The 14,399-nt window shown below is 68.2% G+C and carries 15 protein-coding genes; 8 read left to right on the top strand and 7 right to left on the bottom strand.

All coding sequences use genetic code 11. The features are described from left to right. Positions 1–13 precede the first annotated feature (13 nt). Both selA and MBA17_RS13580 read left to right on the top strand, forming a co-directional pair. Complete coding sequence (gene selA, locus MBA17_RS13585) at positions 14–1,294, top strand: L-seryl-tRNA(Sec) selenium transferase (protein ID WP_238496784.1); 1,281 nt, start codon at positions 14–16, stop codon at positions 1,292–1,294. Positions 1,295–1,550: 256 nt separating this feature from the next. Beyond that, positions 1,551–2,150 carry a dihydrofolate reductase family protein gene (locus MBA17_RS13580; RefSeq protein WP_238496783.1) on the top strand — a complete coding sequence of 200 codons (600 nt, stop codon included), beginning with the start codon at positions 1,551–1,553 and terminating at the stop codon, positions 2,148–2,150. A gap of 64 nt (positions 2,151–2,214) precedes the next feature. Here MBA17_RS13580 and MBA17_RS13575 read toward each other — a convergent pair whose 3' ends face one another. Beyond that, the gene (locus tag MBA17_RS13575) at positions 2,215–2,970 is read right to left on the bottom strand and encodes an ABC transporter permease (protein WP_238496782.1); all 756 of its coding nucleotides are present in this window, start codon (positions 2,968–2,970) and stop codon (positions 2,215–2,217) included. Next, a complete protein-coding gene (locus MBA17_RS13570) occupies positions 2,971–3,924 on the bottom strand; it encodes an ATP-binding cassette domain-containing protein (RefSeq protein WP_238496781.1) in 954 nt (317 codons plus the stop codon). It abuts the gene before it with no gap. A 161-nt stretch (positions 3,925–4,085) separates the two neighbouring features. Between MBA17_RS13570 and MBA17_RS13565 the strand changes: the two genes are divergently transcribed. The 3 genes from MBA17_RS13565 to MBA17_RS13555 all read left to right on the top strand — a co-directional run bounded on the left by MBA17_RS13565 (position 4,086) and on the right by MBA17_RS13555 (position 6,425). Continuing rightward, a complete protein-coding gene (locus MBA17_RS13565) occupies positions 4,086–4,535 on the top strand; it encodes a MarR family winged helix-turn-helix transcriptional regulator (RefSeq protein ID WP_238496780.1) in 450 nt (149 codons plus the stop codon). A 58-nt stretch (positions 4,536–4,593) separates the two neighbouring features. Continuing rightward, complete coding sequence (locus tag MBA17_RS13560; protein WP_238496779.1) at positions 4,594–5,025, top strand: nuclear transport factor 2 family protein; 432 nt, start codon at positions 4,594–4,596, stop codon at positions 5,023–5,025. A 233-nt stretch (positions 5,026–5,258) separates the two neighbouring features. Then, positions 5,259–6,425 (top strand): erythromycin esterase family protein, encoded by a 1,167-nt coding sequence (locus MBA17_RS13555; protein ID WP_238496778.1) that lies wholly within the window; start codon positions 5,259–5,261, stop codon positions 6,423–6,425. A 311-nt stretch (positions 6,426–6,736) separates the two neighbouring features. On the opposite strand, the gene MBA17_RS13550 is transcribed toward MBA17_RS13555, so the two are convergent. Both MBA17_RS13550 and MBA17_RS13545 read right to left on the bottom strand, forming a co-directional pair. After that, positions 6,737–7,546, bottom strand: coding sequence for an oxidoreductase (locus tag MBA17_RS13550; protein ID WP_238496777.1), 810 nt, complete (start codon positions 7,544–7,546; stop codon positions 6,737–6,739). Positions 7,547–7,549: 3 nt separating this feature from the next. Further along, entirely contained in the window at positions 7,550–8,722 is a 1,173-nt protein-coding gene (locus MBA17_RS13545) for a cytochrome P450 (RefSeq protein ID WP_238496776.1), read from the bottom strand. 143 nt (positions 8,723–8,865) lie between these two features. Between MBA17_RS13545 and MBA17_RS50400 the strand changes: the two genes are divergently transcribed. Next, positions 8,866–9,561, top strand: a complete 696-nt coding sequence (locus MBA17_RS50400) for a helix-turn-helix domain-containing protein (RefSeq protein ID WP_455432760.1) — start codon at positions 8,866–8,868, stop codon at positions 9,559–9,561. Between the two features lie 631 nt (positions 9,562–10,192). Beyond that, entirely contained in the window at positions 10,193–10,942 is a 750-nt protein-coding gene (locus tag MBA17_RS50395) for a GNAT family N-acetyltransferase (protein WP_238496775.1), read from the top strand. Positions 10,943–11,160: 218 nt separating this feature from the next. Here MBA17_RS50395 and MBA17_RS13525 read toward each other — a convergent pair whose 3' ends face one another. Further along, positions 11,161–11,652, bottom strand: a complete 492-nt coding sequence (locus MBA17_RS13525; protein ID WP_238496774.1) for a GNAT family N-acetyltransferase — start codon at positions 11,650–11,652, stop codon at positions 11,161–11,163. Beyond that, positions 11,642–12,700, bottom strand: coding sequence for a hypothetical protein (locus tag MBA17_RS13520; protein ID WP_238496773.1), 1,059 nt, complete (start codon positions 12,698–12,700; stop codon positions 11,642–11,644). The genes MBA17_RS13525 and MBA17_RS13520 overlap by 11 nt, the downstream gene beginning before the upstream one ends. A 467-nt stretch (positions 12,701–13,167) precedes the next feature. Here MBA17_RS13520 and MBA17_RS13515 point away from each other — a divergent pair, with 467 nt between their 5' ends. Then, positions 13,168–13,677 carry a hypothetical protein gene (locus MBA17_RS13515; RefSeq protein WP_238496772.1) on the top strand — a complete coding sequence of 170 codons (510 nt, stop codon included), beginning with the start codon at positions 13,168–13,170 and terminating at the stop codon, positions 13,675–13,677. An 82-nt stretch (positions 13,678–13,759) separates the two neighbouring features. On the opposite strand, the gene MBA17_RS13510 is transcribed toward MBA17_RS13515, so the two are convergent. Further along, positions 13,760–14,371, bottom strand: coding sequence for an ATP-binding protein (locus tag MBA17_RS13510; RefSeq protein ID WP_238496771.1), 612 nt, complete (start codon positions 14,369–14,371; stop codon positions 13,760–13,762). Positions 14,372–14,399: the final 28 nt, after the last annotated feature.

The following is a 14,399-nucleotide window of genomic DNA, read 5'->3' as shown; positions in this document are numbered from 1 at the left end:
AGTGATCACCATCGTGGACAGACGCCGAGCCGTGCCCCGCACCGACGCCATGCTGGCCGACACCCGGCTGACGGCCGCCGGCGAGACGCTCGGCCGCGACCTCGTCAAGGCCGCCGTGCGCGACGCCCAGCAGCGGATCCGCGAGGGTCTGGCCGCTCCCGAAGAGGCCGTGGACGTGGCGCTGACCCTGCTGCCCGGGCACGCGGGCGGCATCCGGGCCGTGATCAACGCCACCGGCGTCCTCGTGCACACCAACCTGGGCCGGGCTCCCCTCTCCGCAGCCGCGATCGAGGCGATTCGGCAGGCGTCGGGCTACGCCGACGTCGAGTTCGACCTGGCGGACGGCCGGCGGGCCGAGCGTGGCCGTACGGCTCTCGCCGCGCTCGCGCGGGCGGTGCCCGAGGCGCAGGACGTGCACATCGTCAACAACAACGCCGCCGCGCTGCTGCTCGCCGCCACCGCGCTCGCGCGGGACAAGGAGATCGTGATCAGCCGTGGCGAGCTGGTCGAGATCGGCGACGGGTTCCGGCTCCCCGAGCTGCTCACGTCGAGCGGGGCCCGGCTCCGCGAGGTCGGCACCACCAACCGGACGAAGCTCGCCGACTACGCCATGGCATGCGGGCCCGAGACGGGCTTCATCCTGAAAATCCATCCGTCGAACTTCCGGATCGAGGGCTTCGTCTCCGAGACGCCCGTGCGCGAACTGGCCACCCTTGGACCTCCGGTGGTGGCCGACGTCGGCTCCGGGCTGCTGAACGCGGAGCCGTACCTGCCCGGCGAGCCCGACGTCGCCGGCGCGCTGCGCGAGGGGGCGGCGCTGGTCACGGCCAGCGCCGACAAGCTGCTCGGCGGACCCCAGGCCGGGCTCCTGCTCGGCTGGGCCGACCTGGTGGAACGGGTGCGCCGCCATCCCATGGCCCGCGCCGTGCGGGTCGACAAACTGACGCTGGCGGCGATCGAGGCGACCCTGTCGGGCCCCGAGCCGCCGATCCGCCGGGCTCTGCGCGTCTCCCCCGCCGAGCTGCGCGACCGGGCCTGCCTCCTCGCCCGCCGCCTCCCCGGGCGGGCGGAGGTCGTCTCCACGATCGCCCGGGTGGGCGGCGGCGGCGCGCCCGGCGTGGAACTGCCCAGCGCCGGCATCGCGGTCGCGGAGCGGCTGGCCGTACCGCTGCGGAACCACGATCCCGCGGTCGTCGGCCGGATCACGGACGGGCGGTTGGTGCTCGACCTGCGCGCGGTCGCCCCCGCGCAGGACGATCTCCTCGCCGCCGCCGTGAACCACGTCTCCGGCTGACACCCGACGGCCGTCCTCGTCATCCTGGCCACCGACCACGGTGTGTCGCGACGCCCGTCCTCGTCATCCTGGCCACCGACCACGGTGTGTCGCGACGCCCGTCCTCGTCACCCTCGCCACCGACCACGGCGGGCGGCAGGTTCGCACCTTCGCCACCGGGCGAAAAGAAATCCGGCTGACATGTAGAGAGCGGGCAGGCGGCTCCGACTTCATGGTGAACGGCGCGAGACGAGCGCCGAACCTTGGAGGCAGCGAGATGAGCAAGGTCACCTGTGACATGGCGATGTCCGTCGACGGCTACGTCGCCGGACCGAACCAGAGCCTGGAGAACCCGATCGGCGAGGGCGCGGAACAACGCCTGCACCGATGGATGTTCGACGAGCCCGACGCGCACGCCGCGGTGATCGAGGACATCACCGCGGCGGGAGCCTTCATCATGGGCCGCAACATGTTCGGTCCCGGCCGCGACGCCTGGGACCTGGACTGGCACGGCTGGTGGGGCGAGGAGCCGCCGTACCACGCGCCGGTCTTCGTCCTCACCCACCACCCGCGTGAGCCGCTGCCGATGAAGGGCGGCACGACGTTCTTCTTCGTCACCGACGGGATCGAGGCCGCCCTGGCCCGGGCACGCGAGGCAGCGGGCGATCGAACCGTCTCCATCGCGGGCGGCGCGCAGACGGTCAACCAGTACCTGGCGGCGGGGCTGATCGACGAACTGCGCCTGCACGTGGCACCGTTGATCCTCGGCAGGGGCGAGCGGCTGTTCGACACCGTCGGCGACATCACCCTCGAACCGCTCGGCGACGTGTCGGGCACCGCTCTCGTCACGCACCTGATGTACCGCGTCGTCCGGTGACGAGGGAGACGGCGGCCGGATTTCCCGGCCGCCGTCCGGGGGACCTGTAATGGGTCCTGGCGCCTCAGAGCGAGGCGCGGCGCATTCCCCTGGTCCCCAGGAAGAGCCCGATCGACGCGACCGCCACGGCGGCGACCACCCCGTACAGCACCGTGATATTCGTGAGGTCTCCGGCGAACAGCGCCCGCTCCGCCTCGACCACGTACGTCAGCGGGTTGATCCCGGCCACCGTGGCGAGCCAGGCGGGAGCCGTGTCCATGGGCAGCAGCACCCCGGAAAGCAGCAGCAACGGCATCAGCAGCATCTGCTGCACGACGTAGAAGAGCGTCGGCGACTTACGCGCCTTCAGTGCCAGCGCGAAGGACAGCGACCCCAGCCCGACCCCGAGCACGACCAGCACGACCAGCCCCGCCAGGATGCCGACCAGGTGCAACTCGAAGCCGAGCGGCAGCACCACGATGATGATCAGCAGCGCCTGCACGAGCAGCGTGACCAGTTCCTTCATCGTCCGGCCGATCAGCATGGCGGTCCGGCTCAGCGGGGTGACCAGCATCCTTTCCAGGGTGCCGCTGTCCCCTTCGACCAGAAGGTAGTAACCGGCCGAGAACGTCCCGAACAACCCGAGCATCACCACGATCCCCGGCACGAACCACTGCCACTGCGTCTCCTGCCCGCCGGACATCCCCGAGAGCAGCGGGCCGAACAGCAGCAGGAAGACCAGCGGCTGGGCCATCCCGAAGAGGATGCTGACGGGATTGCGCAGATCCGGCCGGATCTCCCGGGCGAACACGGTCCCGGTGTTGGCTACGAAACTCATCATTCAGGCTCCTTCGCTGGATTCGCGCAGACTGCGGCCGGTGAGGGCGAGGAAGACGTCGTCGAGCGTGGGCCGGGTGACCTCCGCGGCGAGCACCTTCACCCCGGACGCCTCCAGTTGACGCAGCAACTCCGGCAGTACGGCGGGGCCACCCGGCACCCGCAGGGTCACCGTCATCCCGTCGACGGCGATCTCGTGCGCCGACGGGATCCGCCCGGCGATCTCCGCCGCCAGGCCGGCGTCCTCCGCGGTGATCGTGAGACGGTCGCCCGCGAGGTCGGCCTTGAGCTTCTCGGAGGTGTCGTCGGCGATCACCTTGCCGTGATCGATGATCATGACGCGCTCGGCCATCGCGTCGGCCTCGTCCAGATAGTGCGTGGTCAGGAAGATCGTCGTGCCGTACTCCCTGCGCAGCCGCAGGATGTGCTCCCACAGGTTGGCCCGGTTCTGCGGGTCCATCCCGGTCGAGGGCTCGTCGAGGAAGAGCAGCGGCGGCCGGTGGACCAGCCCGAGCGCGATGTCGAGCCGGCGCCGCTGCCCGCCGGACAGCGTGCTCCCGTTCCGCTTGGCCAGAGATTCGAGGTCGAGCGCGGCGAGCAGTTCGTCGGCCCGGCTGTGCGCGTCCGTACGGCTCAGCCCGTAGCAGCGCCCCTGGGTGACCAGTTCGTCCCGGACCCGGAAGTTGTCGCCGGATCCCGTTCCCTGCCCGATGTAACCGATTCGCCTGCGCGTCCCGGCCGGGTCCTTGAGCACGTCGCAGCCGGCGACGGTGGCCGAGCCGGAGCTGGGCGGGAGCAACGTGGTGAGCATCCGCAGGCTGGTCGACTTGCCCGCGCCGTTCGGGCCGAGGAAGGCGACCAGCTCACCCTCGCCGACGTCGAGGTCCAGGCCTCGGACCGCCTTGACGGTCTCCTTCTTGACCCGGAACTCTCGGGTCAGCCCCCTGCTGTGGATCATGTCCGCTCCTTCGAGTTTTGGGCATGGCTACGCCGTCAGTTGCCTGACCGCGGTGATGAGTGGGATTCGCTCGGCCCGGTCCGCCGGGCTTCGAAGCTCAAGAAGCGTAGACCGAAATATGACGTTACCGTCAGGCTCCCTGACACTTGTAGCCTGGCGACGTGTATGAGCAGCCGAACCCGCCCATCCCGTACCTGCTGGCGTACGCGTTCACCATCGCGTCCCGCCGCGCCGACGAGGAGTTGCGCCCGTACGGCCTCACCACCAGGCAGTACGGCATCCTGATCCAGCTCCGGCTCGAACCGGGGCTGACCATGTCCGACCTCGCCCGCCAGCTCGGCATCACCCGCCAGTCGCTGCACGAGATGGTCGGTGACCTCGAACGGGCCGGCCATCTCAGCCGCGCCCCCGGCGCGTCCGGCCGTACCCGCAGACTCGTCGTGACTCCCGCCACCGCCCGCCTGCTCGCCGACGCCGAGTCGGCCCTGCTCGACGCCGAAGCCGACTTCCTCGGCGACCTCACCGCCGAAGAGGCCGAGACTCTGCGCGGCCTCCTCCAGCGCCTGCTCGCCCAGGCCACCGACGACGAGGCCTGGCTGCCTCCCGCTTGACATCCCTCCCGCTCACGCCTATAACTCTATACACCGTAGAGAGATTAGGGGCACAGGCATGGAAATCGGTTCCGGCGGATTCGTACCGACCGACCAGGACAGGGAGAGCGTGGCCGCCTGGTTCGAGGAGTACGACGGGCACACGGCGGCGAACGACGTCGAGAAGATGGCCGACATGGCGATGTTCCCGCTCAGCGTGGTCAGCGACGACTCCACCGGCAACGGGGTGGCGGGCCAGTGGACCCGCGAGGAGTTCGTCCAGGGCATGAACCAGGCTTTGGCCGGATCGTCAGACGTCAAGATGGACTCGACCCGCACCCCCCACTTCCTGACCAAGGACCTGGTCGTCGTCATCACCGACGCCACCGTCACCTATGAGGGCACCACCCAGCAGACGCGCTACGCCGACCTGCTGGTCAAGGACAACGGCCGCTGGGTCTTCCAGACCATGGTCCAGGGCGGCTGGGGCGACATGCTCAAACAACCCTGACCCGCGGTACGGCGGGGGCCTTCACCAGCCGTCCGGCCCCGGCCGGCTGGTGGAGTCACCTCCGGTGCGCCGAAGGCGTCCTACTCGGCCGTGATCTCGACCGGCCGGCCCGGGTAGCCGAGACCGGACATGCGAGGCGGGTGGGATGCATCACCGTTTGAAGGTTTTCGCGGTGAAGGCAGGCATTTCTCGGGAAAAGTTTACATCGAAAGTTCAACGATACCGTTGAGGCCATGGACATCAAGGACACAGCCCGTCCGCTGGACGGCGCGGCCGTCTCGGCGTTCCTCCGGTCGCTGCCCGCCCAGCCCCTGCTGCTCGGCCTGGGCGAGGCCAGGCACTTCGTGGGGGAGCTGGGCGAGTTGCGCAACGAGATCTTCCGGCATCTGGTCGAGCACGAGGGCTACCGGTCGTTCGCCATCGAGAGCGACTGCCTCAAGGGACTCGTGGTCGACGACTACGTCACGACGGGCGCGGGCACGCTCGACGACGTCATGGAACGCGGCTTCAGCCACAACTTCGGCGAGCCCCCGGCCAACCGCGAGCTTGTGCGCTGGATGCGGGCGTACAACGAGGAGCATGATGAAAAGCTCCGGTTCTTCGGCTTCGACGGCCCGCTGGAGTATTGGGCGGAGAGCCCGCGCCAGGCGCTCACCGCCCTCTACGCCCTCCTCGACGGCCCCCTCCCCTACACCATGGAAACCCTCGACACGCTGCTCGGCCCGGACGACCGGTGGACGAACGAGGCCACGGCCATGGATCCGTCCCAGTCGATCGGCCAGTCCGCCGACGCCCAGCGGCTGCGCCTGATCGCCGACGACCTGGTGGCGCTGCTCGACACGCAGGCGCCGCGGCTGAGCGCGCAGGACAGGGAACAGGCGGCACTGTACGGACGCACCGCCGTCGGCCTGCTCCGCTACCACTACTGGATGGCCGACGCCTCCCCGGAACGGTGGACCCGGCTGTCGGCCCTGCGGGACGCGATGATGGCCGCCAACCTGCGTGCCGTCGCCGAGCAAGGCCCGGCCCTGGTTTTCGCCAGCAACCTTCACCTGCAGCGGAACAAGAGCCTCATGTCGTTCGGCGACCAGACGCTGGAGTGGTGGAGCGCGGGGGCGATCGCCGGAACACACCTGGGCGACCGGTACGCCTTCCTGGCCTCGGCCCTCGGCACGGTCGGCGACGACATTCCGTCCCCGGACACCATCGAGGGCCTCCTGTCCACGCTCCCGTCGGACCACTCTCTCATCGACGCCCGCCGCCTGGCCGAGGCCGTCACGAAGCCCGCCCCGCGTACCTCCCACGATTTCGCCTATTTCCCGCTGGACCCGGCCCAGCTCGACATGATCGACGGCATCGTCTTCCTCAAACAGGCTGTCAGGCTGAAAAAGCTGGGTTGACAGGCGTGTGCGCGTCAGGCTGGGCTGACCCGCACGCGCATCAATCACACCCTCCATGCCCATCCCCTCACCGAAGGCGGCACCAGGCGATTCCTGTTGGGCGGGCTGGTCGCCGGCCTGCTGAACGGTGGCCTTCGCCGTCGGCCTGAGCCGGGCGCTCAAGGTGCTCTGGGGCATCACCTGCCTGGTGCCGACGCGGGTGGGAGGCGGGGCTGGGCCGCGTACTCGATCGCCGCCGCCGTGGTGTTCGCGGTCGCGTTCGCCCAGCACCCGGCACTTGTGGCCTGCGGCGGGCTCTTCCGTGGCTTCGCCTACTTGATCGAGCGTGTGACGATTTCGTCGAACTCGCGGTCCGGCAGGTCGCGGTTGAGCTGCAGGAGCTTGTCGGCCAGCCAGCCGACGGCGTAGCGGGTGTCAGGGCGGTCGGACTCGATGGCCTGGCGGATGGCCGCCGCGACGACGCCGGAGTCGGAGCCCTCGCTCAGGCCTGTCTCGCCGCGGCGGGCCATGGCCTCGGCCATGTTCTTGTAGGCGCCCCCGCCGGAGAACTCGCGCAGCTGGGCGGCGGTCTGGTCCTCGAACTCGGTCTTGATGATGCCAGGCTGGATGACCACGACGTTGACGCCGAACGGCTCGACCTCCATGCGAAGCGTGTCGGAGAAGGCCTCGAGGGCGTGCTTGGAGGCGTAGTACCAGGCGCCGAGCGGCAGCGCGATCTCGCCGCCGATGGACGAGACGTTGACGATCGTGCCCGATCGCTGTGCGCGCAGGTACGGCAGGACGAGCTGGACCAGCCTGGCCGGGGCGAAGAGGTTGACCTCGAACTCCTCGCGTGCGAGGCCCAGCGGCACGTCCTCGACGGCGCCGTGCAGGACGGTTCCCGCGTTGTTGACCAGGACGTCGATCCGCCCCTGCTCGTCGAGGACGGTGCGGACGGCACGTTCGAGGTCTTCCTGCTTGGTCACGTCCGTGGGCAGGGCGTGACCACCGGCTTCACGGATCGCGTCCATTCGCTCGACGCGGCGGGCCGCGCCGTACACGATGTGGCCCGCACGCTGGAGCTCCAGTGCGGTCGCCAGCCCGATCCCGGACGAGGCGCCGGTGACGAGGCATACCTTCATCGTTCACACCTCCCAGGTGACGGGCAGGCTGTGCACACCGTAGATGATCATGTCGGAGCGCATGGCGATGTCCTCGGCGGGGACCGCCAGGCGCAGCGCGGGGAACCTGGTGACCAGGGCGGGCAGCACCACCTGCAGTTCTACCCGCGCCAGCTGCTGACCGAGGCACTGGTGGACGCCGTGGCCGAAGGCGACGTGCCCGGCGGTCGAGCGGAGCAGGTCGAGCGTGTCGGGATCGGCGAACCGAGCGGGATCGCGGTTGGCCGCGGGGACCGAGACGGTCACGGTTTCGCCGGCCTTGATCTGCTCGCCGTACAACTCGAGATCCTCCAGCGCGGTGCGGACCGTGAACGGGATGATGCTCAGGTAGCGCAGCAGTTCCTCTACGGCCTGATCGGCGATGCCCGGGTCCTCGCGCAGGAGCTTGAGTTGGCGGGGATTGCCGAGCAGGGCGAAGGTGCCGAGTGCGAGCATGTTGGCGGTGGTGTCGAGGCCGGCGACCAGCAGGGTGAAGCCGATGTTGACCAGTTCCTCGTCGGTGAGGTCGCTCGTGGTCAGGCCGCTGAGCAGGTCGTCGGTGGGGTTGGCCCGCTTGTCCTGCACCAGCTCACCCATGAAGCCCAGCACGGCCGTGAGGGCGGTCGCCATCTCCTCGGGCGTGGCGCCCAGGCGGAGGAGATCGAGCGCGTGGCCCTGGAATCGGGCGCGGGCCGCGTACGGCACGCCGAGCAGCTCGCAGATCACCTGAGCCGGGACCGGCAGCGCGAGCGCCTCGAACAGGTCGGCCGTCGGCCCGGCCTGCTCCATGGCGTCCAGGTGGTCGGCGGTGATTTCCTGGATCCGCTCGGTGAGCATGCGCATGCGGCGGACGGTGAACTGGCCGGTGAGCAGACGCCGGTACGTGGTGTGTTCGGGCGCGTCCATCGCGGTGAACATGCCGGGCGGCGGCGGCCCGTTGCCGCCGGGGGCGCCGGGGATGGGCAGGTGCCGCAGCTCGGGCCGCACGCTGAAGCGCGGATCGGCCAGCACCTCGCGCACCAGGGCGTGGCTGGTCACCAGCCAGCCTTCGTGCCCGTCGGGGTAGCTCATCCGGCTCAGCGGGCCGCGCTCACGCAGCCCGGCGGGCGGATCGAACGGCCGTTCAGCCAATCGCTCTGTCGGCAATGATCCAGTCATGTCGGTTCCCCTTTCGTCGCGACGCAGGGAACGCTAGGCAGGCATTTCGTACATCGACAACATGCGATCGTCATTACCCCAGCTAGAGGCAATATTGTGGGTGCAATGACATTGATGCTGAATGCACCGACTTGGAGGATGGGATGCCGGGAGGCCGGCTGAACTACGAGGATCGGCAGCGCATCTCCGCAGGCCTGGCGGCTGGGCGCAGCTACGCCGAGATCGCCCGCGACCTGGGGCGGCCCAGGTCGACGATCAGCCGCGAGGTCACCCGCAACGGCGGGGCGGGCCACTATCGGTCCAACCTGGCACAGCAGGCGACCGGCTGGCGAGCCCGCCGCAAGCCCGGCCTGCATCCGGCAGCGCCGGTCCCCGCCGACACCCCGGGGCGTGACCTGGCGGCGGTGCGCGATTTCGAGGTTCGCTTCACCGGGATGATGATCGAGACCGGCGTTCCGCCGATGGTGGCCAAGGTGTTCGTCAGCCTCTTCACCAGCGACTCCGGGAGCTACACCGCCGCCGAGCTCGTCGCCCTGCTGCAGGTCAGCCCGGCCTCCATCTCCAAGGCCGTCGGCTGGCTGACAGCTCGCGGCCTGGTCAGGCGCGAGCGAGACGACCGGCGCGAGCGCTACGTGATCGACGACCACGTCTGGTACCAGGCGTGGCAGGCCAGCGTCCGGTCGATGGCGTTGTGGCGGGACTTCGCCCAGGAGGGCGCCGAACTGCTCGGGCGCAACAGTTCGGCCGGTGCCCGGATGCACACCACGAACCAGTTCCTCCAGTTCCTCAGCCACGACATGCTCCAGGCGGCCGAGCACTGGCGGCGAATCCTCGGCTGAGCGGAACGCGCCCGCCCAACGGCCGAGCGCTCAACGCGCCGGGCCACCGCTTGATGTGCTGGTGAGCCCGGCACACGGTCGAGCGGAACTCGCCCGCGCAACAGCCGAGCGCTCAACGCGCCGGGCCACCACTTGACGTGCTGGTGAGCCCGGCACACGGTCGAGCGGAACTCGCCCGCGCAACAGCCGAGCGCTCAACGCGCCGGGCCACCACTTGACGTGCTGGTGAGCCCGGCACACGGTCGAGCGGAACTCGCCCGCGCAACAGCCGAGCGCTCAACGCGCCGGGCCACCACTTGACGTGCTGGTGGGCCCGGCACACGGTCGGGTCGACGCTGATGTCCCAGGCGATCAGGCCCTTCGCGTCGGCCTGCTCGAAGAGCCGCTTCCACCTGCCGTTGCGTTGCCGATATTTCGGTTGACCGGATTCGAGGGTGCTGGATACGTTTGCGACAGATCATTCGCTGGAGCTGGAGATTGAGGAGGATTGAGGCCTATGCCGGCGAGCCCCCACGGGCCGCTGCGCATCACCGGCCGGGACCTGTCGTCCCGTTGACCGGTGCTGGTCACTGGAGCGGCCCGGTTCAGCCGACCGTTCTCACTCCGGTTTCCAACGAAGGATCACATCACCGTGTTCGATCATGATGTCCATGCATATCTGCGCGCCCTGGCCGGGGAGCGAGCTCGCCGTACCGGACCGTTCCTGGCGACCTTCGACGAGCACGACGCGGGCCCGTACCGCAACTACGCCGTGCCCGACGACGACGCCGACCCCACCCCCGGCGACCTCGCCGAGCTGATCACCGCCTTCACCAACCGCTCCCGCGTCCCGCGGCTGGAGTACCTCCCCGGTGCCGCCCCGAAGGTCGAGCCGGCTCTGCTGGCGGCGGGCTTCACCGTGGAGACCCGGCTGCCGCTGCTCACCTGCTCACCCGCCGACGTGGCCGCACCACCGGCCATCGACTCCGTCGAACTCGTCCTGGCCCGCACCGACCGCCAACTGAGGCAGGTCGCCGAGGCCCAGAACGAGGCGTACGGCCAGCCGGAAACCGGCGACCACGACGTGGCCCGGCTACGCGGCGTCCTCGACCGGGGCGGCCTGGTCGCCCTCGCCGTGGACACCGGGGCCGGGACCGGCGTGGGCGGCGGGGAGTGCGGGCCACCGCTGCACGGGGTCAGCGAACTGGCCGGCATCGGCGTACGGGAATCCCACCGCCGTCGCGGCATCGCGGCAGCGCTCACCTCGACCCTGACCAGGGCCTGCCCGGCCGCCGGGATCACCACGCCGTTCCTGATGCCGTTCGACGACGACGCGGAACGCATCTACCACCGCGCCGGCTACCGGCCGGTCACCGAGATGCTGCACATCTCACTCCGCTGAACGACCCCGCGTGGGTGAGCCGACTCCCGGTCTCACCCACGCGGGCCCGACCGCAAGCGTCCGCGTCACAGCCGCAGCGGCATGCGCCCAGCCCGACGACAGGCCGCCCGCCGGGTGCTGGCCCCTACCCGGAGATCGCTGGATCAGCACCGATGACTCAGTCAGCACGCTGTTCGCACTGCAGAACGACACTCTCATCGAGGTCGGGAGCCCGTCCATCAGCGGATTGCCAGGCTCCAGCGTCGCTCTCCGTCGTGCCACTGGTCAGTGGGGACAAGACCGGCAGAGGCGGCCACGGCAGCCGACGCGAGGTTCTCCGGATGGATGTGCGCGATCACCGTGTCGACCTTCTCCCCCGTCAGCCAGCCGACGAGCCCGCCTGCGGCTTCCTTCGCGAACCCGCGCCCCTGCCAGGGCGTGCCCACCACCCAGGCGATCTCCGCCGTCGGCCCCTCGATCGTCGCCTGGACATAACCCACCAGGCGCGCTTCCTCCTTGCACCAGATCACCCAGTTGCGCCAGATGATCCTCACATCGGGTGAACCCTCCACCATGCGTTCATAACGGGCGCGCAGCTCGTCCGTGGTCGCGGGCCTGCCACCGATGTAGACGTGCAGCGCCGGGTCCGAGAGCACGACGGCCATCTCCTCGGCGTGCTCCACGAGCAGCGGCCGAAGATCAAGCCGTTCCGTCGCGATGTCATCCGTCATCGGCACTCCGTCCCCGATCGATGCCAGAGTTCCTAGCCAGGATCGCTTCCGTGATCTCCCCGAGCCGAGGCAGGAAGTCCATCACCTCCTGCGCCCGCCGCTGGAGATCGGTGAGCCCCAGCCCTGCCGTCAACTCCTCGAAGGCCGGGACGAAGCGAGCGTACGTGGCCGGCGAAGCGTCATGCGCGAGAATCTTCAGACAACGAGCGTACGTCGCGACGATCCAGAACACCGCCTCCCGATGCCGCCCCCGCTCGACGAGGTGCCGACTACCGTCGACCGCGATCGGCCTGGCCTCGGCCGTGATGTCACTCGCGAAGAAGAACGGCGTCCTGACCAGGGGAACCGTGGCATCGAACACCTCCGTCATCGCCCCCAACCACCGCTCGACCTCCGCCCGGGTGAGGTCTGCGCAACCGAGCAGCCCCAGCAACTCCTCCTGAACCTCCGGCATGCCGTACTCAACGAGAAGCTCCCGAACCGCCAGATAACGCAGCCGCACGGTCGGATTACGCAACCCCGCGCTCAACAACACGTGCGTGGTCACCCCCGCCGGAAACAACCACCCCGTCACCTGCTCGTACGGCGCAGCCGACGCGTCGAGCGAGCCGATCCCGGCGACAATCCGCCGCTCCGCGTCCAGGCATCGGCGGCGAACCCACGGGAGTTTCGCGTAATCCCTGGCCGTCGCCTTCTGCAGCTCGGTCAACCTGCCGGTCGGGTCGGCGATGACGGTGTCCGTCCGGAAACTGCCGGCCAGATGATAGGACGCCAGGATGTGGTCAGCCGAGCGGATCTGTTCCCAGGACAAATAGGTGACCTCAATGAGCACACCTTCGTGACGGAACTTCCCCAACTTCGGCGGCGCCTCCACACCGTCGGTCACGACCATCACATCGACGTCGGACCCAACGGGCAACTCGGCATCATCAGGCAACCAAATCGACGACCCACTGAAATACGCGCCCGCAAAACCAGGAGCCCCAGCGGCCTGCCCAACAACCCACCGCGCCGCCACCGCCCGCGCTTCCCTCACCCCTCGTGCCACCCAGCGAGCCTAGCCAGGTTGCATCGCAAGCGATCCATCCAGATCAGGAGCACCTACACCACCCGGCCAACTGCTTCGCCAGGCCCACCATCGCCTGGCGCTACGTGCGCGAGGTCGACTTGGCGACACTATACCGACCCGTTCTGGCCGGTTCCCGCTGGATTCATGGAATGGGGAAAGACATATCAGTGGGAAGTCTCAGCACGTGATGCCACTACGGGGGCAGCGAATTATCACAAGGGCATGAAGTTCACCACCGGGATCAGCCAGCCCGGCGTGAGCTCACAGCTCGCCACCCAAGGAGCGAACGGCCAGACTGACGCGGAGCAAGTAATGCTAAATGCCGTGGACCAGGGGCGTCTGTCGGATCAGGGTAGAATGGCGACCTCTCGTCCGCCGTGTGGACCCAGTCGGCAAAACTGTGCTGGACGGATTGGCGAGTATCCCGGTGTTGATTTAGTTGGAGGGTGCTGATGCTGCTCTGGGACCATGAAATGGCTTCTGAGCGAGAGATGCTAGCCACTCTCAATCCGGCTGAACGACTGGCGCTGGCAGTGGCTGCAATTGAGTGGACATTGGAAACGATGTCTCCGCCAATCCAGGATGGTGCGACGCTAGCTTTCTTGGAGAGGGCATTAACGGTTTGCCGCCAGGCTGTAGCTGAAGAGAGGGGGGGCATTTCGGAGCAACCGGAACTAGTTGAGGACTTCGATGACGTATACGAGGGGACTGAAGAGCCTGGTACTGCCCATCTTCTTTCGGCTGTAATGGAATGCTGCGAAGCTTCCGATGGCCTGCATGCAGAAGGGGTGTACAACGTTCTTTCTTACTGCTATGAAGGATCGATGGATAGAGAGGAAGTCGCCGATCTCAGTGTCGATGCTGAGCGTAATAATAGGAGGTGTACTTCAGTGATCCTATACCAGCGTGACCTTATTCGAAATTCGCTTATTCATGGTGGTCGTGAGGGCTTCTAATCTGCCTATTGCAGAAATGCTGAAAATGCATTGAGCTGGCGTAGCCCGACGCGGGCAGAGTTGTCGGCAGTGATGTTTGCAGCTAATCCGAGCGATCGATCTGACTCCGTCCAGAATTATCAACTTCGGTCGAGCCCGTCTCTCCGAGTAGCCGAACTGTCAGGGAATCGGCTGTCGATCGAGAGATGCACTTGTCCTTTAAGGTCCAGGCGAGGAGGGTGAACCAGACGGTTTTGCCGGAGGGGGTGAAAGTCCAGCCCCAGTTGTCGGCGAGGGTTTGGACGATGGTGAGGCCGCGGCCGGATTGGGCGAGGTAGTTGAGGCGGCGGATTCGGGGGATGGCGGTGGAGGAGTCGTGGACGGCGACTCTCAGGGTGGAGCGTTCACGGGTGACGGTGACGTGGATGGTGCTGGTGGTGGGGGCGTCGGAGGAGCCGTGGGTGAGGGCGTTCGTGGCGAGTTCTGAGACCAGGAGGGCGGCGGTTTCGGGGATGTCTTCGGCGGCTTTCCAGTCTGCGGCGATGTCGTGGACGAAACGGCGGAGGGAGGCGACGGCGGCGGTCTCGCGGGGGATCCGCTTTTCGCCCAGGACGCATGATGTGGGTTCCCGCGTGTAAGGGTGGCCGGCGAACACCATCCTGGTTTTGAGAGCCTTTTCCATGCGCTCTGCTCCTTTCCGGTTTCCTGTGCTCATCCTCTCGCCGCGAACTACTCTCTGTAAG

It is taken from the genome of Dolomitihabitans soli (assembly GCF_022213955.1).
Classification (GTDB): Bacteria; Actinomycetota; Actinomycetes; order Streptosporangiales; family Streptosporangiaceae; genus Streptosporangium_A; species Streptosporangium_A soli.
Note: the sequence above shows the minus strand (reverse complement) of the source record. Positions and strands in the feature narration are given on the sequence as shown.

What these genes read in the sequence shown, in the direction of transcription:
- MBA17_RS13555 (WP_238496778.1), top strand. Translation starts at nt 5,259, where the DNA reads ATGGACATCAAGGACACAGCCCGTCCGCTGGACGGCGCGGCCGTCTCG.
- MBA17_RS13525 (WP_238496774.1), bottom strand. Translation starts at nt 11,652, where the DNA reads ATGACGGATGACATCGCGACGGAACGGCTTGATCTTCGGCCGCTGCTC.
- MBA17_RS50400 (WP_455432760.1), top strand. Translation starts at nt 8,866, where the DNA reads ATGCCGGGAGGCCGGCTGAACTACGAGGATCGGCAGCGCATCTCCGCA.
- MBA17_RS13575 (WP_238496782.1), bottom strand. Translation starts at nt 2,970, where the DNA reads ATGATGAGTTTCGTAGCCAACACCGGGACCGTGTTCGCCCGGGAGATC.
- MBA17_RS13560 (WP_238496779.1), top strand. Translation starts at nt 4,594, where the DNA reads ATGGAAATCGGTTCCGGCGGATTCGTACCGACCGACCAGGACAGGGAG.
- MBA17_RS13550 (WP_238496777.1), bottom strand. Translation starts at nt 7,546, where the DNA reads ATGAAGGTATGCCTCGTCACCGGCGCCTCGTCCGGGATCGGGCTGGCG.
- MBA17_RS13545 (WP_238496776.1), bottom strand. Translation starts at nt 8,722, where the DNA reads ATGACTGGATCATTGCCGACAGAGCGATTGGCTGAACGGCCGTTCGAT.
- MBA17_RS13510 (WP_238496771.1), bottom strand. Translation starts at nt 14,371, where the DNA reads ATGAGCACAGGAAACCGGAAAGGAGCAGAGCGCATGGAAAAGGCTCTC.
- MBA17_RS13580 (WP_238496783.1), top strand. Translation starts at nt 1,551, where the DNA reads ATGAGCAAGGTCACCTGTGACATGGCGATGTCCGTCGACGGCTACGTC.
- MBA17_RS13570 (WP_238496781.1), bottom strand. Translation starts at nt 3,924, where the DNA reads ATGATCCACAGCAGGGGGCTGACCCGAGAGTTCCGGGTCAAGAAGGAG.